The sequence below is a fragment of the Enterococcus sp. CWB-B31 genome (assembly GCF_020567645.1).
In the GTDB taxonomy this organism is placed as follows: Bacteria; Bacillota; Bacilli; order Lactobacillales; family Enterococcaceae; genus Enterococcus_L.
This window is the reverse complement of record NZ_JAJDJW010000007.1, coordinates 142,701-163,220: the sequence shown is the minus strand read 5'-3', so window position 1 is coordinate 163,220 and position 20,520 is coordinate 142,701. Positions and strand designations below refer to the sequence as shown.

Genomic DNA, 20,520 nt, shown 5'->3' with positions numbered 1-20,520 from the left:
AACCTCCAAATAATTTATAGTTATTTGGAGGTTTTTATGTTCATTGAATTTCGGTAATTATAGGTATCCAGCACATGTCGTTTTCGTTTTAGCGATACTTCTGTATAAATCTGAGTGGTTACGATGCTGGAGTGCCCCAGCAGCTCCTGTACTTCTCTTATGTTGGCGCCATTGTTTAATAGTTCGGTTGCAAAAGTGTGTCGTAGATAATGAGGTGTTGCGGTACTTTCGATATTTGCCAGCCTTAAGTATTTTGAAAAAATATCTTCAATGCCATAGATAGAAAGCTGCTTTCCATATTTATTGACGAAAAGACTGTTGTCTTTAGGATGGAACCTGTCTCTGATTTTTAAATAGGCTGCGATGGCTTCTGCTGCTTCGTTGCTGGAAAGGTAGATTAACCGCTCTTTTCGATTTTTTCCATGGATTAAAAGTGAGTGATCAGATTGATCGTAATCATTTAGCTGGATATTGCTAGCTTCGCTGATGCGAATACCTGTTGAAATCAGCAGTTCCAAGAGTGCAGTATCCCGTATGCAGTTCCCTTTTTGATAAGAGCTGACTGTCGGGTTATGTATTCGCTCATACATTGTTGATAAAAGATGATTGATTTCTGTAATTTTTAGAGTTTTTGGCATCTTTTTTGGAATAGGATAACTTAAACGTGCTCCTTCAAACTGCTGGTTTTTCACAACTACTTGATTATTTAACAAGTATCTATAGAACATGCGGTAAGTGATTAACTTCCTTTTTAAGGAGGTTGCTTTTAGTTTTTTCTTGTGATTGAGTTCGTTGATAAAGGGGAGGATACCGTCCGTCAATTCGATATTTTGCAGGGTACAGTAGTCATTTAAAAGATAAAGATCTGATTTATATGCTTTGATTGTTCGTGAAGACAAATTGTGATATGTTCCTTTGTATGTTAAAAATTTTGAAATCCATTGTTCCATAAAAAAACCTCCATAACTTTTTATTGATAAGTATAATCAAAAGTCATGGAGAAATACTGTATATGAAATGTGTCTTACCTTTATTTTTCAAATTAAAGGTGAAGGGTAGCATAATTTTAATTGTTTTGTCTAGGTTATGCCGCTTGGATATACTCTGTTAGAGCTTCCAATAAAGCATCAGCTACCTGCTGTTGATAGCTTTCTGTCATAAAGGTCCACTGATCGTAGTCATTGTTCATGTAACCCAGCTCTAAAAGCAGTGATGGACGGGTATTTTCACGTAGAACCTGATAATTTCCGACTTCAACGCCGCGATTTTCTAGTGGAAGTGTAGAAGCTAAGGCGTCATTTACTGTTTCCGCCAGTCCTTTATAGGTATTGTAATAGTAGTAGGTTGTAGTTCCAGAAGCATCATTCATATATTCCGTTGAATCATAGTGAAGACTGATAAAAAAATCAGCCTGATTATCAATACTGTCCGCACAAATATCATCCAGTGATTCGGTAATATCTGAATCTCTAGTCAAAATGACCGTAAATCCGGCAGTCTCAAGTGTTTCCTGAATCACCTGAGCGGTAGAAAGGGTAACGTCTTTTTCATAATAATACTCATCGTTACTAAGCGCACCAGTGTCCTCACCACCGTGGCCGGGATTCAGAACAACAACGGCATCTTCCAGAGAAGTAGGTGTGACTGGTACATCTATTGAACATTTTTCGCTGTATAAGCTGGAAACATAGCCTTCATATTCATTGTTGACAATCACGTGATACCAGTCGTTTTCAGTATTCAAGTATTCCATATACTCGCCTCGAGTAACTAGAGCAATTTCTTCACTGCTGCTGTCGGGCTGGCTGTATAATGGACTATCCTCAGGTCCCATCTGCACAGCGGTGATCATCGTTTGATTAGCAGAAGTTTTGGCAGCGGCCAGTTGAGTTTGTGTTACCTCAAAAGCTGTTTCCTGACTGGCAGCGCTGCTTTTTATTATCGGGGACTGTAATCTCAGATAGTAGAAAGCAGAACTGACACTCAATAAAACTACTAGTAAGAATAAGGTATTTAGGTATTTTTTCTTCATCGATGGAACCTCTTCATTCTGTGGGATAAATTAAAGATACTTGGTTAAGCTTAAAGATGACTTAAAATAATGGAGAACAACGCTTGAGGTTTAGCACTCATTTCGCTAAAGTAGACATAAAACAAATGAAAGTGGGGAAGATGAAATGGAAGCGACATTAGAGTATAAATTGATTTTAGCTGAAAATCAGCAGTTGGAAAGTAAACGGTTATTGTTGCGCCCGCTTTCCATGAGCGATGCGGGAGATATGCATGAATATGCGTCAGACGAAGAAAATACCAAGTATGTTTTTCCTACCCATAGAGATTTTACAGAAACAAAAGTAGTCATTGCAAATTATTTTATTGCTGATCCATTAGGCAAGTATGCGATTGAGTTGAAGAAAAATAGAAAAATGATCGGCTCAATTGATCTGCGGGTAGATATGCTGAACAAGAATGCGGAAATTGGTTATACATTAAATAAAAAGTTCTGGGGACAGGGACTGGTGCCGGAAGCTTGTATTCTTTTAATGGCATTTGGTTTTGAAAAACTGCAGCTTCAACGAATCTTTGCTAAATATGATGAAACAAATCACAACTCAGGGCGAGTGTTGGATAAAATCGGGATGAAAAAAGAAGGACGATTACCAAAATCCAGAATTGATAAAGATAAAATAGTGACGGATATTATTAAAGGATTAACAATTGAAGACTGGGAAAAGAACAAAGAATCAGGGAAATATTGATAGTAATAAATTGAAAATAGCTGTTTAAATGACAAAAAATATTTGTGGTTTTCAGCTCAGGAAGCCTGCTGACATTAAGAAAAGGACTGTTATAATAATAAAAGAAAAGTAAGCAATGTCGGAATAATCGGAGATGTAAAAATTCTGTTGATAGATGGATCATTAGTTTCTTTTTAGAAAAGTCAGAATAGAAAGGAAAACTTGTAAAACAGTGAAAATTGGGCAAAAAATCATTGAAAAAAGGTGAGAAAACTGCATAAATTCATTGACATTGCAGGGAATAGAAGGTATTATGTTAAATGGTATTGTTTGCCCCACAAGAGCCCCGGAAACTCAAGTGTATGTCAAACATCGAAACGAAAATTGGAGGAAAGAAACGTGCGTACAACATATATGGCCAAAGCTGGCGAAGTAGAACGTAAATGGTATGTAGTAGACGCAACTGATGTTCCTATGGGACGCCTTTCAACAGTTGTAGCATCTATACTACGTGGAAAAAATAAACCAACATTCACACCACATGTGGATACTGGAGATTTTGTAATTGTCATCAATGCTGACAAAATTAAATTAACTGGTAATAAAGCTTCTGATAAAATTTACTATCGTCACAGCCAATACCCAGGCGGTTTGAAATCTGTTACTGCTGGAGAACTGCGTGAGAAAAATTCTCGTCGCTTGATCGAAAATTCAGTAAAAGGCATGCTTCCTAAAAACACTTTAGGCCGCAAGCAACTTACTAAGTTACACGTATACGGCGAAGCTGAGCATCCACATGCTGCACAACAACCAGAAGTATTAGATATTACAAACCTAATTTAAGGAGGGAAATTCATTGGCACAAGTTCAATATATCGGCACTGGCCGTCGTAAAAATGCAGTTGCCCGCGTACGTTTAGTACCAGGAACTGGTAAAATTATTGTAAACAAAAAAGATGTTGAAGAATATATTCCACACGCTGACTTGCGTGAAGTAATCAATCAGCCATTCGGCGTTACTGAAACAAAAGGCGCTTACGATGTAATCGTAAACGTAAACGGTGGAGGATACGCTGGACAATCAGGTGCGATCCGTCACGGAATCGCTCGTGCATTGTTGGAGGTAGATCCTGACTTCCGTTCAGCTCTGAAACGCGCTGGGTTACTTACTCGTGACGCACGTATGGTTGAACGTAAGAAACCAGGTCTTAAGAAAGCTCGTAAAGCTTCACAATTCTCAAAACGTTAATATTCGCTTTATATCAACGATTTGGACGTTTCGCAACTTAGTTTGTGAAGCGTCTTTTTTCATTGTTGACACCATTTAGGGCAGTATCCTTTTGAATTAACTTACGATAGGCTATTTCCCCAACAGGCATTTTAATGACATTCGGTGTGTTCACATAAGTTTTTGTGATTGTAGTATCGCTATGGGTTAGGGCTTTTGAAATCAGTTCTAAAGAAGTGCCGGACTGTCTAGCTAAGGTTGCCCCAGTATGTCTTAATTTATGAGGTGTAGCATGAGCTAACTGTTGATGTCTACGCTTAACGGAATTGATACGATAATTGAGATAATCAATGTGAACAGGAACGTTGACATTGTCTTTTCTAAAAGAAATTTTAATTGAGTCTTTTGGAGAGCTACAATGTTTTGTAGATAAAAATTTTGAAGAATGTAAATTAGTAAGTTACCATTCTGGACTTTTTAAACTTCGGGATCTTATATCAGAAAGTGAAAATCTTCCTAGTATAGCTCTTAAAGGTCTAGATATTTTTGGGAGAGGATTAATAAGGATAGATAATAATTCTTTAGAGACAAACTCCTTTTCAAATGATATCGAAAAGCTTCTTAAAGAGGCTCGTATAAGAGAAGAAGTAAGGGGTCATGGACTTACTAAAAAAAAGCGCATAAAAAATATATCAATGAAGAATTTACAGAGAAAATTGTAAGTATTTATGGGACTTTATCGGATTCAATACCTGGTAAAGATGAAACTATTGCTAATCTATCTCAATATATTGAAAGTAGTTTAGCTTTTTCTGGTAATCAGGATGCAAAAATATTTAATGAGGTTATTGAAGTTGCTGACAAAGTAATCCAATCATTATTATCAATAGTCATTTTTATGAATTATAACAATCTAGATAATAGAATGAATACTTACAAATTAAATTTGATTATAGACTCACTAGGAGAACCCTTCAAGAGTTATAAATTCAAATATTTAAGTGATGTTATCTTAAATATTTGAAAATTTTCATAGCTCCATCTCTCTCACTATATTTTTTACCATCTTTTTAACTTTCTGGTTGTATATTTTTAATCCATCAAATAGAGAAGAACGTAAAGGAGAGTACCGGCAAAGAACATTCTCTATCTTGTATAGGTTAGTAATAAAGTTGAATACTATCAAGAAAAAATTATCCATTTTTTGAGGTTTTATCATGTTGCTGTTTATGGATACTGACTATTTTAATATGGACAATTTGATTTTTGGTATTATTTTTGATATGATGGTTGTGCGAAGCGATATTAATTTTTACAATGGAACACAAAAACCACTCTACTGCGAATAGAGTGGTTTTCTTTTACAATCGTTGCGACTTCGAATGTGTGGGTTAGAAGCAACTTGCTTTTAGTCTTTGTCTTTCTCATCTAACCAGTGAGAAATTAGTTGAATAACTAAACCTACAAAAATAGGCGCAATGACTAGCGATATTAATTTTTCCAATGGAATCACCCCCTTGGGGGCAAGTTGCCAAAATGAGTATAGCATATTATGTATTAGAAAGTGAATTTAAATTTTATGGGTGAGGAATGGTTATAGAAATAGTCGTGTTCTGATTCACGTGTATTCTTGGGTACGAGAGCTTTAAAATGTGTTGAAGTTCATTAAAACCCTACCTGTTGAAATATTGTTTAACTCATTGATATTAAAGGATTTTTCAACTGTTTCAAAATATCTGACATGCAACCAGGTCTTAAGAAAGCCCGTAAAACTTCTCAGTTCTCAAAACGTTAAAAATACCTATATATCAGTATTTTCAAGAGGTGCCAAGAAATTGGTGTCTCTTGTTTTTTTTGAAAATAGAGAACACTTTACAGAATTGTACTTCTTTAAAAGTGGAAGGAACGTTAAAATTAATTGGTTCCCTCCATAGTTTAGTGCTATTTTATTTAGCTTCTCGTGCTTCGTTTAGTCGTCTTTCGAATGTTTCATGAGTAGAAAGATTGACAACATTTGATGTGTTTCCATTGTAAAGCGTATGTTTCACTTTTGCGATCTCCTAAGTTAATTGTAAGAAGTAACAGTAAAATGTATTAAGTTCATATGATCAAAGTTTGAAAATAGTTGATCTACTTAGTGAAGAATTGACGAGGTATCCAACTTCTGGATTTTCTGGACGTGAATTTAATAATGAACGAATCACTATTTTTCAGTCTATGTGCTCCAAATTAATTGAATTGTATCAAAAACTAGATCAAGATGATTATTATGATTGGTTTGAAAAATAAATTTTAAAGAATTATATATATTATTTATTATTGTATATTAAGGATTAAAAGAATGTATAATAACCTATTTTGTTTTTTTGAAATGAACAAAAATTGGATATAAACAACTAATCGATAGGAAAATATTGGTTCTTGTTAATTAGTTATGATAAACTTATTTTAGTGTTGACATAACACAATTTTGAGTAAAGAGGTATTTATATGAATATCAAGTCTCAATCCATGAATGGTTATAGTAACACAGGTGTTGGTGCTGAAGCCATCAACTATGCTGCTGGATGTTGTTCATGCTCATGTTCAACATGTACATGTACGTGTTCCGCTTCAACTGCTACTGAAACAAAAGAATAGGGTTAGAAATGAAAGGGGATTCATTCCCCTTTTTTAATAGGTGGTGTATACAAATGGATTCCATTTTAACGATAAACAAATTGAAAATAGAAAAGAGCAACAAAGTAATATTGGATATAGATCAAGAAATAGCAATTCTACCTAAAGATAAAGTAGCAGTTTTAGGGGAAAACGGTGCTGGAAAAACAACGCTAATCAATGCTATTTTAGGAGAAATTAATTTTGAGGGAAAGATAGTAAAAAACTTTGATAAACTAAGTTGTGGAATTGTTTTTCAAGAAAACTCTTATAATGATTTACTAAAAGTTAATGAACTAATAAAGCTTGTTCTACCTTTTAAAAAAGAGGAATTATCTCATTTTTTAGAAAATTATGAGTTGGAGGACTTGAAGAAAAAGTATATTAAAGATCTTTCTGGTGGAGAAAGACAACGACTGACACTAAGCCTAGTGTTGGAAAGCAACAAGTCAATCTATTTTTTTGATGAGCTTACATCAGGCTTAGATTATAAAAAAAGACTTTCATTATTAGCTATGATGAAGAGAAAAGTAATTAATCGAACAGTTATAAATGTAACACATTATTTTGACGAAATTGAAAATTGGGCGACAAAAATTCTTATGCTAAAACAAGGACAGCTAATTTTTTTTGGATCCGTGGTAGATTTTTTCTCAAAATTCGCACATTATTCTATCGTGAAAATTGATTATAATGAATTTTCAAAATTGAACGAAACCACTATTAAAAGTGTAGATCACACTGATACTGGAGATGGTGAAGCATTTATTTGTTCAAGTCCTGACCTTCAAATAGATATAGAAAAAACTTTTGAAGAGAACAGCATAAGTTACACTGTCATTAAACAAAGTATATACACAACTTATTTAGTCGCCTATTCAATGACTGAAACTACAAGCAAATTAATTACGGAGGTGAGAAAATAATGAGGTATTTAGGGACGAGTATTAAGTTACAATTTCGTATTCCAGTATCCATCTTTTTTTCATTATTGTTTCCGTTAATTATGATGTTTGCGATGGTTACATCATATGGGAATTTTGATATAGGTAATGGGTTTCATTTTGTAGATAAATATTTTTTAATCAGTACAGGTATGGGAATGATGCCAATCTCTCTGATTAGTTTTCCTATATGGTTAGGTGAGAGTATTCAAAATCAAAGTTATAAACGTCTGGAGTATTTTGGATTAAGCACACACAATATGATTGTTTCAGATGTTTTCTCTTACGCGTTATTAACCTTGTTGAGCGTTGTCGTCAATATTTTATTTGGTTTTTTTATGTATGGATTGCATATTCCAAGCATCGGTTATTTCTTGTCGTATATCGTACAATGTTTATACTGTAACTTTGTTTTACTTATTTTTGGAGCAATAATTGCACTGCTGGTAAAAAACACGAGGATATTGATGCCAATAGGTATGGTTTTGTTATTTAGTTCTTATATTTTTACAGGTGCGTTTTCTTCGTTTTCAGATCTTCCAACGTCATTTCAATCAATTGGAAAATTTATCCCAATGAAATATGTTATGAATGACTTTTTTGATGTTTGGGCTGAAAAAAAAGTGTTTATTCAAGATTTTTTAGTGTTGAATACTATTTTAGGAGTAGGCTTAACATGTATTCTAATTGCTATTTTTGTTGTAACACAAAAGAAGAAAAATTAAATTGGTGAAAGGAGGAGATACATTAATGAAAAAGAAGTTTAACAATCCAACGACTCGTGTTATCGTATCTATTATTTTAGGAATTATTTTAGGAGTTTTCGTTTGCTTTATGGCAATTCGCTCTGGATATACTTATGTTAAAGGTTCTTCTTTAACTGAATATAGTGTAAACATCTTTGGTTTTACTATTTTTGATATTCAAAAAGTGGGGAACGAATTTAAAGGAACACCAAATAATAGTAATATGATGTTTATCGGGATTATATTTTCAATGGTGTTAGCCATCGTAACCGAAGTTGTTACAGCTTTGAAAAATAGAAAAAGGAAGGAGGACGACAAATGATTGATTTTGAGAAAAAAGTTTTTTCATTAAAAATATTTACTGATACACCATTTGTATTTATGATCTCTCTCGGTGACATGATTATACCTCCTGATTTTAAACCCGTCGAATTCGACGGGTTTAAAAAGATTACCCATACCTTGTGGATAGCTGGTTTAATTTTTAGTTCATATTGAAAGAAAGATACGAAAGCTAATCTTCAAACCCACACAATGTATAATTGGCTAAAGCTTCTGATTCATGCATAGAAATAACTGAATTTGCGTTCCTTAAGCCACGACAAGTGCTTGAATAGTGGTATTTTGTTCCAGATTCAGGAGCAACATAAACAAGATGCTCTGTGACTTGCTGAGCGGCTGTCTGAGCCTGTTCGTCGGCTATTCTTTGCTGTTCAGCCGTCGCAGCCTGAGCCTGCTCCTGAGCTATTCGTTCCTGTTCGGCTGTTATTCGCTGTTCCTCTGCTAATTTAGCAGCTTCGGCTGCCTGGGCTTCAGCACTGACGAGTATCTCATTGACAGCAATTAGTCTTTCCTCTAATGACTTCTCTCCACCTGCTTTTTCCAATGCACTTACTGCTTGATTGTAGTTATCACGTGTAGGATTTTGTTCAGCGTTCTCTACACCCTTTTGAGCTGCTTCTAGTAACGCTGTAGAATTGTCAGAAGAAGAGGGCTCGGTGCTTTCCTTTTCTTTTGACGTTGGTTTTGTTTTTTCTTCTTGTTTAGGACTATCTGAAACTGCTTCTTTCTCACTTTTAGGAGCCGTTACATTGACAAGTAAAAACGATATTACTAAAGCAATAATAGAGTAATTCCTAATTTTTTTGTTTGGTCTTTTCTTAATGAAATACCACACAGACACAGCACTAAGAACAAATATCAGACTAAATAAAGTTGCCACTTTTTACTAACCCCATTTCATGATATAATTAGTTGCTATCATGAAATGTATTTCATTTTTGACGCTCTTAACCGCCGCCAAGTGGGAAGAGCGTTTTTTCCATGGTATGAAAATTTTTAGGCAATTGGGCGGGGCAGAATATTTCCCGAAAATTAAAGATAGAGTGAAATCTTCTCCTGTTTTTTTAGTTGGTTTAGTACAAAATACCTGTAGAGACCATTGAGTATAAACCTTGAGGCTCCACTTCTTAGGAAATGGTGGAGAGACAGAGTAATCATCCTTTAGCTATAAGAAACCTCCTAACTTTCAATAGTTATCCTCCTAATATTTCGAGCTTACGTTCGATTTTATCGTATCTTGTATCTAATTATAACCAATTTTTGACTGGAGTTTCCATATTTTTATAAAATCTTTGATCGATGAGCTTTTTTAGTGTTCCATTCCATTTTGAAATAAGGTTCATTAATAGAAAGCCATTTTTTAATGTGTTCGCCTCCTGGGACTAATTTGAATAGTTTAAAATTATTTATCCGATTTGGTTAGTGTTTAAGTCAATTGTATTCATTTCAAACTAGTGTTGCATCTCGGAAATAAGTCGAACAATACTGAAAATATGAGCAGCTCCAGGGAGGTATCAATTCACAGCTATTCATTTTATGAATAGTGTTCCTTTTTAGTATGACAGGAAATAGCGTGTAGGTCGATGATTTTTTATTTTCATTCTGTTTGGTGAGGTGTTAGCCCTCATGTGTGTTTGTCACAACCTCTTTTTTTGAATCCTCACCCAAATCCCCGCCTATTCCCCACCGGTATTTTGCATCAGAGATAATTGTCGATCCAAATTCTGTTTTATGGTTGAAACTCGAATATAGCCAACTTTCATTTTATTCACCTAAACTTTTACATATTTATTTTATACGTATTATTTACAATGAAAACATTATATCGCAAGCATCATGGAGTGCCAGCACAAGGTATACCATAAATGAATAAAATCTATTGCTCTATACTTCAAAAGATGTATAATATAGTCTTACAACAAAAGATGTATGAAACGTCAGAACGGAGTTAGGGATGCAAGATATTCGAGAACTGGGTCTAATGACCTTTAGCCAGGCCAGTGAACGATGGGGGAAAGAAAGGAGCTATGTGCAGCAGCAGTACAATAAGTATCCAAAAAAATTTCTTGTTGGAACTGTTGATCTGTTGAAATCAGAAAAAAAAGATAGAGGTACATATGTTATTACTAGACAAGGTATGGAGTATCTGACTAGTAAAACTGAAGAAGAAGCAAATAGAGCTCTATGGATAGTTATTGTGCAGCATGGAACTAATATTATTGATGAACATGCTTGTTCTTCTGAAAGAGAGGCTGAGGAGCTAATGAAGAAGATTGCTATTTCAAAGGTTCAAGCAAGCAGTGCAGCTGAGACTATTCATTGGAATTATTTAGATCAACAGAAGAAAAATTACGGTGTGAAGATTCCAGGGGGACTAATGGTTTACTACAAAAAGAAAACATAAGGGTGAGAGAATGGAATGAACACTGGAAGAGATTCAATTGGATTTTGAAAAAAGAAAGGGTACTAAAGGACTAGCTGAGGAATTGGCAAATAATGAAGCTATGTCTTTGTATCGAGAAATTCCTGCGGCAAGAACGGATCATGATTAACTATAGTCGTAAATAAAATAGGCAAACGATCGGATTTCTAAGTGAACAACAGATTATTTTTCGCTCCAGATTTCACTAAAATGGATATAGAGGTGATAAAAATGTCAACATTGGAAGAAGCAATTCTAGAACTAGCAGATGCAAAGTGCACGAATCTGCAATTAGACCAGTTAGACCGATTTTTCTTTGACACACCTGAGATTGAGAAATTGTTGAAGGTAAGCAGAACACAAGCTAGCCGAGCAGCTAACCGACTTGTTGAAAATGGGTTGTTGGTTAAAGTGAATACAAGGCCGGTTTTGTTTTTAGCCAAAGAGACATTTGAGCAGCACTTTAAATTAAATTTGAATAAGGAATATGAACGAGTGCAGGAAATCGCCGAATTGATAAAAAAGGTGCCAGCTGAACGAGTTTTTGAACAAATGATAGGTTGGGATAAAAGCTTATCTGAAGCATTGGAACAATTACGAACAGCTGTCTATTATCCTGGGAATGGATTGCCAATCATGCTGGCAGGAGATACGGGAGTTGGAAAAAGCTATTTTGTACAAGTAATGTATGAATATATGATTAAAGCTGGCATACTACTATTTGATGCTCCTTTTAAAGTATTGAACTGTGCACAATATTACAATAATCCAGAATTATTGTCGGGATTTTTATTTGGTTACACAAAAGGAGCTTTTACCGGAGCTTATGAGAACCATATTGGATTGTTGGAGGAAGCTGATCAAGGATTACTTTTTTTAGATGAAGTCCATCGTTTAAATGCTGAAGGACAAGAGAAGCTTTTTACTTTTATGGATAAAGGAAGGTTTACACGAATTGGTGACATAAAACCGTATAAAGCTAAGGTGCGTTTAGCGTTTGCAACGACAGAAAAATTACAGGGATTTTTGCAAACGTTTTTAAGAAGAATTCCGATTCATATATACGTTCCAAATATGGAGGAACGGGGAGTTATGGAAAAGCGTCAAATGCTTGAGTACTTATTTGATAAAGAAAGTCGCAAGCTGAACCAACCGATTGAGGTTACACCACGAGTAATGAATATTTTAATGCAGACACACTATGAAGGAAATATTGGAGAAATTGAGAATACGATCAAATACTCCTGTGGTAGTGCCATTGCTCGTAATGAACAGACTCAGGTGAAAATTCAGTTTCGGGACTTACCTCAAAAAATCTATGCTCGTAATACCAAACAAGAGCAATGGTCGACCTTTGAAGGATCTAATCTTATTTTTTCCGGTTCTCATGAAAGGAGGCCGGTTTCCAGTCGAGCTAAAGAACTGACCAGTTTTATTTCTCAAGTGGTACTGCTATATGAACGTTATGATACTGGTGAAGAAACTTTTTATGAATTGAAAAAGCAATGGTCACAACAGGTGACACAATTTATGGATGAGCTAGTGTACCAGGATAACTATGCTAACCATATGTCATTGGAAAAATTCATTTCAACGACAATGCAAGAGATTTTTAGGGAACTAGATTACCAAACAAAATTTCGCTATGATGGAAATTTTGTACTGTTTTTCTCTCATTATATTTATCGGTATGTATTAAAGGGAGAAACTGATCAGTTAACTTTACCTGAGGGTTTAAAACAATTGGTTACTGAGAACTATCAATTAGAGAGAGGTGCAATAAATAAACTATTACCAGAAGTAGATAAGAGGCTCGATTTAATTTTTAATGAGGTAGATCGTTGTATGTTTGTCCTTTTTTTATCAACTCTAGAACAAGCCGAACAACAAGCTGATTTGAATGCCCTTATTTTGGCTCACGGATATGCGACTGCTAGTAGTATTGCCAATGTTTGCAATCGAATGCTGGGTAATGCAACATTTTCTTCCATTGACATGCCGATTGAGGCTGCCTTGAGTGACATTAGTGAAAAAGTTCGTTTATACATAGAAGAAAATTTGGTTAATCGTGGATTAATAATTTTAATTGATATGGGTTCTTTGAACATGATTTATGATCAGTTGAAGCAAGATATTGAAATTCCGATTCTGTTTATTGATCAGCTGGGAACCTTGCTGGCTTTGGAAATCGGCAATCTAATTCAGCAAGGCAAGGAGCTGTCGGAGATTGCAGATCGGATGAAAGAGGTTGCTGCACCGAACGTTCAGCTCTTTCAACCGCAACGCAGTAAACAGAAAGCAATTATTACTACCTGCTTTACTGGAATTGGGACAGCTGTGCAAATTCAAAAGCTATTGTATGACTGTTTAAAGGGTATAGTGGATATTGAAATTATCCCAACTGAATTTCATGAGCTTAAGGAGAACGGCATCAGTTCGGCTGTAATTGCCAAGTATGAGATTTTGGCAATTATAGGCACTGATGATCCACAAGTACCAAAAGCAAATTTTGTCTTTCTAGAAACCATTATTTCCGGTGAAGTTGCTAGTGAAATCGCAGAAATTTTCCAACGGACCTTGGCTGAGGAAGATATTCTAGAAATTAATAATCGTCTGGTGAAAAACTTCTCTTTAATTCGAGTGATTGATTATTTGACTATTCTGGATACTAAGAAAATTCTGGAACTCGTGGAAGGCTGTATTCGACAACTGGAAACGCGCTTGTTTTTGGAATTGTCCAATGCTCGCAAAGTTGCTATGTACGTGCATATTAGTTGTATGGTGGAACGTTTGATTCGTCATTCTGAAATTATGGACTTTCCTGATTTGGAGAAATTCTCTTATGAGCATCAAAAGGAAATTCAAGTGATTCAGGAAGTGTTTAGTGTGCTGGAGAAGATATATAGTGTGACAGTTCCTCTCACAGAGATCGGATATATACACAATATCCTTTATAATCCGTAGCGTGCCAATTAATGGCACGCTTTTTGCTTTGTAGATAGAAGTGAAGGAGGGATTTACTTGAAATATTTAATTGCGACACATGGTGAGTTTTCAAAAGGAATCATTGACAGTGTCCAACTAATTATCGGGGAAGATATAACGATTGATTATTTCTGCATGACAAAGTCGAAATCTTCTGAAGATGCTTTTCAGGAAGTAAAACAATATTTAAAAGGGATAGAGGAGGAACCGTTAATTGTTTTAGCGGATATGTTTGGCGGCAGCGTCGCAAATCTTTTTGCGGAATTTTTATTAGAGGGATATGATTTTCAATTGGTTACTGGAGTAAATTTACCAATGTTATTGAATCTGTTCTTGTCAGAAGGCCCAATAAAAGAACGAATCAACAATAGTTTGGAGGAAGCCAAAAAAGGAATTTTACATGTGAATGCATGTATCGAAAATAAAGGAGGCGTTGAGAGTGACAGTATCATTATTGAGGATTGATGACCGGCTGATTCACGGACAGGTTGCTTTTGGTTGGACCTCATCATTAGGGATTAACACTATTTTAGTTGTAAATGATGAAGCCAAGAATGACCAGATGAAGGCCATGGCATTAAATTTGGCAAAGCCGAGCAATGTAAACTTGTATATTCGCAGTATTGAGGAATCTGGTGAAATTATCGAAAAATTCAGTCACTCAAAAAAGAGCAATGTCTTAGTTTTAGTAAAAAATACAGTTGATGCCCGCAAGTTGATCGAAAATACTGGTAATGTCATCAAAGGAATTAATATTGGCGGTTTACGCTATTACGAAGGCAAACGGAAGCTGACGGACTTAGTGGCGGTTAATGAAGAAGATGTTGAAAATCTGAAAGCGATTCATGCATCTGGAGTGGAAGTTGAATTTCGAATGCTGCCAAGAGACAAACGTAAAACATTGGAGGATTTTGATTTATAAGAAAGGAGAAAGTAAATGGTAGCACAAGCATTAATGCTGGGGCTGATAGCAGGGGTCGGAATTTTGGATGGACGAATTTTTGGACAAATGATGTTTGATCGACCACTAGTGACTGGCTTTTTTGTTGGGCTGGTTTTAGGAGATGTAACACAAGGAATTATTATCGGTGCTCAACTAGAATTAATTTGGATGGGGATTGCGGGGATTGGTGCTGCAACACCACCTGATGTAGTAACTGGAGGCATATTGGGAACAGCATTCGCTATTCTTTCTGGAAGCGGTGTTGAAGTAGCGTTGGCGTTGGCAGTCCCAATAGCTGTGTTAGCACAGTCTTTAGGTGTTGCGGTAAGGATTGTCAATACTTATTTTGCCCACAAAGCAGATACGTATGCTAAAGAAGCAGATTATAGAGGATTGGCTATTTCTATATGGATTCCGGTCTGTCTGTTTTTCTTAAGTACTTTTTTACCAACTTTTTTAGCAATTCTTTTGGGTGCGGACCAAGTTACTAATCTCATAAACGCAGTTCCTGAGGTTATCTTAGATGGAATGAGTATCGCTGGTGCCCTATTACCGGCAATTGGTTTCGCTTTGTTGATGGATATGCTCTTTTCAAAGAAAATGGCACCATTCTTTTTCATCAGTTTCTTGGCTGCCGCATATGGCGGCTTGAATATTACTGCAATTGCTTTGTTTGCGGTCTGTTTAGCATTTATCTTGCATTTTTATATCGAACCGGAAAAAGAAACATCTGATTTGACTCAGGATAACTTAACGGAGGGAGAGATTGACTTTGACTAAGGTAACAAACAAAGAGCTTCGTAGTGTTTTCTGGCGTTCATTTGCCTTACAGGGCGCATTTAACTATGAGCGAATGCAAAATATTGGTTATTGCTATTCTATGATTCCAGTAATTAGGCGCTTATACGGCGAGAAAAAAGATCAATCAGAGGCACTAATTAGGCACCTTGAAATTTTTAATACCACGCCAGCCGTGGTTCCAGCCATCATGGGAATTACCACAGCGATGGAAGAAGAAAATTGTGACAATGCTAATTTTGATGAGCAATCTATCAATGCTGTTAAGGCGTCATTAATGGGGCCATTAGCTGGAATTGGAGATTCAATTTTTTGGGGAACTTTGCGAATTATTGCTGCCGGTATTGGTGTTTCAATTGCGAAAGACGGTAGTGTTTTTGGACCGATACTATTCCTTTTGATTTACAATTTCCCAAATTTTCTTGTTCGAATTTTTGGTCTGAAACTAGGGTATCAGGTTGGAGTCAGCTCACTGGAACGCCTTCAAAAAGAAGGGCTGATGGATAAGATCATGTCCATAGCAACCATTATTGGATTATCAGTTGTAGGCGGTATGGTAGCGACTATGTTATCGATATCTACACCATTAGAATTAAAAATCAGTGGAGCTGAAATTGTTGTTCAGGATATTTTGGATCAGATTTTACCTAATATGCTTCCGCTGATCTTTACCTTTGTGATTTATAGTTTGATTAAAAAGGTTAGTGTTACCTGGTTGACTATTGGAGTCATCGTTTTTGGAATTTTGATGCACGCTATTGGAATTTTATAAAAAAGGAGAATAGATAAATGGCAACAATTGAAAGCTACATGCTGGAAACACCTGATAGAATGGAAGCTATCATTGAGAATGCTCGGGAATTATTCTCAGAAGTAAAGAAAGCCCGTATTAAACGAGTCATCATTACTGGATCAGGCACAAGCTATCATTCAGGTTTGCAAATGAGTCAAAAAATGCGAGCTTTACTAAAAATGGATGTTTGTGCAATGTATCCATTTGAAATTACAGATACGACTTTTTTAGCAGACAATGAACAAACTTTAGTTGTTGGAATTTCTCAAGGGGGAAGCAGTTACTCAACCTATAACACAATGAAGCTGGCTAAACATCATGGCTGTATGACGGCTTCCATGGCAGGTGTAGATGAAGCCTTTATCGATGAAGTAGCGGATTATGTTTTAACTGTTTCTTGTGGCGAGGAGTTGGCAGGGGCTAAAACTAAAGGGTTCTATTGTACTAAATTGAATTTATTATTGTTCGCTTTGTACATTGGTTTAGAGAAGAGGACTGTCTCAGAAGAAATTTTCAATAGGGAAATTACTGAAGTAAGAGAAGCAATAAAACATTTTCGTGCTGTTTTTGATACATCTGAAATATGGATTGAGAATCACAAGGATTCATTAAAAGAAATTAGAGATATCCGTATCACTGGACCGGCTTCATTATATGGAGATATCTTGGAAAGTGCATTGAAGCTGCTGGAAACTATGCGTTGTCCAGTTACAGGGTATGAATTTGAAGAATTCATTCATGGGATTTATAATGCCATTGATAATGAATCAACTGTTTTCATTTTAGACATTGGTAATGAGTCCCGATCAGATGAAATGAAAAGAATATTATCTGGTTGGAGCAAAACAATATACTTATTTACTAATTATGAATCAGAGAATGCGGATCTAGTCTTACCAACTGTGAATAATAAAGAAATGCTAACCTTTAACTTTATAATACCATTGCAATTAATGTGTGCTAAGATTCCAGTTCTTCGAGGAATAGATCCGTCTATACCGAAAGATCCTCAATTTCATATGAAATTAGGTAGTAAGAAGTTTAATAAGTAGACAGAGCTATTTTTTAACTTTGTAAATGTCTGCTATTTACGATTTTACGTTGCTTAATCCTTCCAGTGTATGTTCTTTCATTGTCTACACCTTATTTTTCTGTCTATTTAATTGCCGCTTGTCTATCTGATGATTTCATGTAGTAGAAGAGAATTTCTGGGATCAATATAAGCCAACACCAAAAAGAGATGTTATATAAAATAATAAGTAAAAAGAGTAACAGACAACATAATATTCTACCCCTATCTAGGATAAAGAAATAATTCAATCCCAGATAGGGGTATTTGGGATTGAAAAAGAGGAATGAAGCTCAGCAAGGAAGAAGACTTAGAGTGTGCAGGAAGCTCCCTCAGATACAAAAATCAGTATACGGAATGCAGCAAGGTATTAGGAGGTACGTCAAAAAATGATATGCCAAGTATAAGACAGTGTTTATTATGCAGACATTTCTAATAAAAAATCAAAAAATCCGTTTCTCAAAAGGATATATTTTTGAGTTGTTATCCACAAGTATGAAGCCAATTATGTTACTGCTTCACTGGTCTGTAGGTTAAAAATATTTTTTATTATGAAATTTCTATAAAAATATTTCTTTGTTTTTTCTCATTCTATCTATTTTATTCTCACAGAAACTCTTTTTTTGTTAAAAAAATGAAAAAAATATATATAGACTTTCAATATTTGTTGTTTTAAAATGAATTTAATATAAAAATAAAAAATAAAAAGAACAGAATAGTATATTTGGGTATATATATTTTTTTGATTGGAAATAATATATTTTTCTATCTAAAAGAGTGTTTTATAGTCTTGGAGATGATAAAAAATATTTTTTTGTTTATTATAAATAGGGTTTTTAGTCTGTACTATTAAATTAGTTGTATTAGTTCGTCAGCGGTTTATTTGTTGGTCTATAGATTAAACATAAGTTTTTTCATTATAAACCCCCCATAAAATCAAGTGTTTTCGTTGTTCTTTTTCATTTTGTCCAATTTATTTTCGCGGATATTTTTTGTGGAAAAATAGTATATATACTTTAAATATCTATTGTATTAAATTCAAAAAAAGGAAAAGGAGGAATCAATTATGAATGTAGGTGTTATTAGTTTATCAATCAAACTTGAAGAATCCTATTCAGAAGAGCTAAAAAAGAATGATATTAATGTGGTTTCCTTGACGATAGAGGACTTTGAAAAAAGAGAGTCTGAATGCGATGGTCTGATTATTTGTGAAGATGCCGTAAAGGATATGGCTCGTACATGCAGTATTTTATTAAAATTAAAAAAGAAACCAAATGCACTTGTGTGGATATTTTCTCCCAATCTGCAGAAGTCCATGCGAAGTATTTATTTACAGTTGGGTGCTCTAGGTACGATGTCTGAAGATTATGAATCAGGGGAACTGCAATTGTTTATCGCCAATAATCTGAATAAACATAAAGTAAGTCGAGTTTATGGAATAGACTATTCGACATTGAGTGAGGAAACTACGGCAGCCACGAAAAAGATTCAGTTAATTCCTAGAAATCAGAGTGTAAAAATTAACGGAGAAAGAGAGATTCTTTTAACACGCTTGGAATACAAAACAATTGAGCTGCTTTACGAACGTAAGAACAACACAGTCACTTATAAAGAGTTATTCAAATTAATTTGGAATGAAGGATTCAATGACGAGAAGCATCAAGTGGCTAATAACGAGAAGCATCGAGTAGCTAATTTAGTTTTTCGTTTACGGGAAAAAATTGAGGCAGATGCAGTAAAACCAGAGATTATACTTACTGTACGTTCACAAGGCTACATGTTGAGTCTAAAAGAATAAGAATAGCTATTGAACAAAACACTTTGAAGAACATCGCGAAGTGTTGCACTTTGTATAGGATGGAAAAACGTCAGTTGGAGCTGGAAATACAGCTAGTATAATGGTGACGCTATCATTGAGCGTGCCGGAAACAATTAACATTTATCCGGTTCAATATACCACCACATTAACATAGAGTTTGGAAGCTGCACCAACAGAATAAAGCAGCGCTTAACATTCGGCAAATTGGAGTCATTCCATTTGTATATATATCACACAAAATCTAGGAGGAACAAAAATGAAATTAAGAAAATTATGTGCAATTGCTTTAGTGGCAACAATCGGAGCAGCAACAATCGGATCAGCAGCAGCAAGTGCTGACGAAAGATCTCTAGGATCAGAAGGTACTGTAACTGTAAGCGGCGGTATCATTGACCCGGAAGATCCAGGCAGCATCATTGACCCGGAAAATCCAGAAGGACCTGGAATCGATCCGGAAACACCAGAGGTAATACCAAACCCGGATATTGAAAGCAAAGGGATTATTGCAGTTTCTAATCTAAATTTTGGCAGTGTTGAAGTTGGGACAACCTCTGTAAATGCTAAATCTATCGCCTTAATTGATGAGGACGGTGTAGAAACGGGTGAAACACGTGGTAACATCGTATCCTTTGGTGATGTGACTGGTAACTACACAGGGTATACAATTACCGGTGAATTGACAAGCCAATTTACAAACGGCACAACAACACTTGATGGCGCATCAATCACATACACAAACCCACTATTGGCAACATCAGGAACAGGAACAATTGCAGCAGCAGTTCCGGCATCCGTTGTATTGAGCACAGAAGAAGGTGCACAAACATTTGTTTCTGCAGGAGAAGGCGAAGGAAGCGGTCTATGGACATTGGAATTTGGTCAAAGCGCAACTTCTGAAGCAGGTACTCCCGGAACAGCTGAAGACGCTGTTCAATTGGATATTCCTTTAAGTGTTGCATCTGCAATGACTGTAGGAACCTATACTGCAACAGTTACTTGGACAATGGGTGCTACTGCATAATAAAGAATCATTAG

23 protein-coding genes and 1 pseudogene are annotated in these 20,520 nt (G+C 35.4%); 19 read left to right on the top strand and 5 right to left on the bottom strand.

What is annotated here, in order from left to right; genetic code table 11:
• Positions 1-20: 20 nt before the first annotated feature.
• Positions 21-950, bottom strand: a complete 930-nt coding sequence (locus LI954_RS08775) for a tyrosine-type recombinase/integrase (protein ID WP_229444247.1) — start codon at positions 948-950, stop codon at positions 21-23.
• A gap of 134 nt (positions 951-1,084) precedes the next feature.
• Positions 1,085-2,032 (bottom strand): N-acetylmuramoyl-L-alanine amidase, encoded by a 948-nt coding sequence (locus tag LI954_RS08770; RefSeq protein WP_229444244.1) that lies wholly within the window; start codon positions 2,030-2,032, stop codon positions 1,085-1,087.
• Between the two features lie 145 nt (positions 2,033-2,177).
• On the opposite strand from LI954_RS08770, the gene LI954_RS08765 reads away from it, so the two are divergent.
• From LI954_RS08765 to rpsI, 3 genes are all read left to right on the top strand, one after another.
• Positions 2,178-2,759 carry a GNAT family N-acetyltransferase gene (locus LI954_RS08765; protein WP_202065276.1) on the top strand — a complete coding sequence of 194 codons (582 nt, stop codon included), beginning with the start codon at positions 2,178-2,180 and terminating at the stop codon, positions 2,757-2,759.
• Between the two features lie 393 nt (positions 2,760-3,152).
• Positions 3,153-3,581 carry a 50S ribosomal protein L13 gene (gene rplM / locus LI954_RS08760; protein WP_236671774.1) on the top strand — a complete coding sequence of 143 codons (429 nt, stop codon included), beginning with the start codon at positions 3,153-3,155 and terminating at the stop codon, positions 3,579-3,581.
• Between the two features lie 13 nt (positions 3,582-3,594).
• On the top strand, positions 3,595-3,987 hold the full coding sequence (gene rpsI, locus LI954_RS08755) for a 30S ribosomal protein S9 (RefSeq protein WP_229444242.1): 393 nt from the start codon (positions 3,595-3,597) through the stop codon (positions 3,985-3,987).
• Here rpsI and LI954_RS08750 read toward each other — a convergent pair.
• Positions 3,976-4,345: pseudogene (locus tag LI954_RS08750) on the bottom strand (tyrosine-type recombinase/integrase); the annotation flags it as partial. The gene rpsI and the pseudogene LI954_RS08750 overlap by 12 nt on opposite strands.
• Here LI954_RS08750 and LI954_RS08745 point away from each other — a divergent pair.
• Together LI954_RS08745 and LI954_RS16075 are read left to right on the top strand one after the other, a co-directional pair.
• Positions 4,338-4,688, top strand: coding sequence for a hypothetical protein (locus LI954_RS08745; RefSeq protein WP_229441287.1), 351 nt, complete (start codon positions 4,338-4,340; stop codon positions 4,686-4,688). The pseudogene LI954_RS08750 and the gene LI954_RS08745 sit on opposite strands and share 8 nt — an antisense overlap.
• Positions 4,689-5,183: 495 nt before the next feature.
• Positions 5,184-5,315: a hypothetical protein gene (locus tag LI954_RS16075; RefSeq protein ID WP_267491459.1), complete on the top strand. Its 132-nt coding sequence runs from the start codon at positions 5,184-5,186 to the stop codon at positions 5,313-5,315.
• A gap of 59 nt (positions 5,316-5,374) precedes the next feature.
• Here LI954_RS16075 and LI954_RS08740 read toward each other — a convergent pair whose 3' ends face one another.
• Positions 5,375-5,479, bottom strand: a complete 105-nt coding sequence (locus LI954_RS08740) for a type I toxin-antitoxin system Fst family toxin (RefSeq protein WP_420705910.1) — start codon at positions 5,477-5,479, stop codon at positions 5,375-5,377.
• 977 nt (positions 5,480-6,456) lie between these two features.
• On the opposite strand from LI954_RS08740, the gene LI954_RS08735 reads away from it, so the two are divergent.
• The 5 genes from LI954_RS08735 to LI954_RS08715 are packed head-to-tail and all read left to right on the top strand — an operon-like array spanning position 6,457 to position 8,812.
• A complete protein-coding gene (locus LI954_RS08735) occupies positions 6,457-6,606 on the top strand; it encodes a listeriolysin S family TOMM bacteriocin (RefSeq protein ID WP_229441285.1) in 150 nt (49 codons plus the stop codon).
• 53 nt (positions 6,607-6,659) lie between these two features.
• Positions 6,660-7,550, top strand: coding sequence for an ATP-binding cassette domain-containing protein (locus tag LI954_RS08730; protein WP_229444241.1), 891 nt, complete (start codon positions 6,660-6,662; stop codon positions 7,548-7,550).
• A complete protein-coding gene (locus tag LI954_RS08725; protein ID WP_229444239.1) occupies positions 7,550-8,293 on the top strand; it encodes an ABC transporter permease in 744 nt (247 codons plus the stop codon). Before LI954_RS08730 ends, LI954_RS08725 begins: the two co-directional genes overlap by 1 nt.
• 25 nt (positions 8,294-8,318) lie before the next feature.
• Complete coding sequence (locus LI954_RS08720) at positions 8,319-8,636, top strand: DUF5963 family protein (RefSeq protein WP_229441519.1); 318 nt, start codon at positions 8,319-8,321, stop codon at positions 8,634-8,636.
• Entirely contained in the window at positions 8,633-8,812 is a 180-nt protein-coding gene (locus LI954_RS08715) for a hypothetical protein (protein ID WP_229441513.1), read from the top strand. The genes LI954_RS08720 and LI954_RS08715 overlap by 4 nt, the downstream gene beginning before the upstream one ends.
• Positions 8,813-8,828: 16 nt before the next feature.
• On the opposite strand, the gene LI954_RS08710 is transcribed toward LI954_RS08715, so the two are convergent.
• Positions 8,829-9,536, bottom strand: coding sequence for a hypothetical protein (locus LI954_RS08710; RefSeq protein WP_229441512.1), 708 nt, complete (start codon positions 9,534-9,536; stop codon positions 8,829-8,831).
• 1,074 nt (positions 9,537-10,610) lie between these two features.
• On the opposite strand from LI954_RS08710, the gene LI954_RS08705 reads away from it, so the two are divergent.
• The 9 genes from LI954_RS08705 (at position 10,611) to LI954_RS08665 (ending at position 20,506) form a co-directional block, all read left to right on the top strand.
• Complete coding sequence (locus LI954_RS08705; RefSeq protein ID WP_202065180.1) at positions 10,611-11,060, top strand: helix-turn-helix domain-containing protein; 450 nt, start codon at positions 10,611-10,613, stop codon at positions 11,058-11,060.
• Positions 11,061-11,309: 249 nt separating this feature from the next.
• Complete coding sequence (locus LI954_RS08700; RefSeq protein WP_229444237.1) at positions 11,310-14,042, top strand: sigma 54-interacting transcriptional regulator; 2,733 nt, start codon at positions 11,310-11,312, stop codon at positions 14,040-14,042.
• Between the two features lie 57 nt (positions 14,043-14,099).
• Positions 14,100-14,528 (top strand): PTS sugar transporter subunit IIA, encoded by a 429-nt coding sequence (locus LI954_RS08695; RefSeq protein WP_229441509.1) that lies wholly within the window; start codon positions 14,100-14,102, stop codon positions 14,526-14,528.
• Positions 14,503-14,985 (top strand): PTS system mannose/fructose/N-acetylgalactosamine-transporter subunit IIB, encoded by a 483-nt coding sequence (locus tag LI954_RS08690; RefSeq protein WP_229441508.1) that lies wholly within the window; start codon positions 14,503-14,505, stop codon positions 14,983-14,985. Before LI954_RS08695 ends, LI954_RS08690 begins: the two co-directional genes overlap by 26 nt.
• A 15-nt stretch (positions 14,986-15,000) precedes the next feature.
• Positions 15,001-15,786, top strand: coding sequence for a PTS mannose/fructose/sorbose/N-acetylgalactosamine transporter subunit IIC (locus tag LI954_RS08685; RefSeq protein WP_229441507.1), 786 nt, complete (start codon positions 15,001-15,003; stop codon positions 15,784-15,786).
• On the top strand, positions 15,773-16,576 hold the full coding sequence (locus tag LI954_RS08680; RefSeq protein WP_229444235.1) for a PTS system mannose/fructose/sorbose family transporter subunit IID: 804 nt from the start codon (positions 15,773-15,775) through the stop codon (positions 16,574-16,576). The genes LI954_RS08685 and LI954_RS08680 overlap by 14 nt, the downstream gene beginning before the upstream one ends.
• A gap of 17 nt (positions 16,577-16,593) precedes the next feature.
• A complete protein-coding gene (locus LI954_RS08675; RefSeq protein ID WP_202065169.1) occupies positions 16,594-17,649 on the top strand; it encodes an SIS domain-containing protein in 1,056 nt (351 codons plus the stop codon).
• A 1,083-nt stretch (positions 17,650-18,732) separates the two neighbouring features.
• A complete protein-coding gene (locus LI954_RS08670) occupies positions 18,733-19,464 on the top strand; it encodes a winged helix-turn-helix domain-containing protein (protein ID WP_229441505.1) in 732 nt (243 codons plus the stop codon).
• Positions 19,465-19,741: 277 nt separating this feature from the next.
• Entirely contained in the window at positions 19,742-20,506 is a 765-nt protein-coding gene (locus LI954_RS08665) for a WxL domain-containing protein (protein WP_229441504.1), read from the top strand.
• Positions 20,507-20,520: the final 14 nt, after the last annotated feature.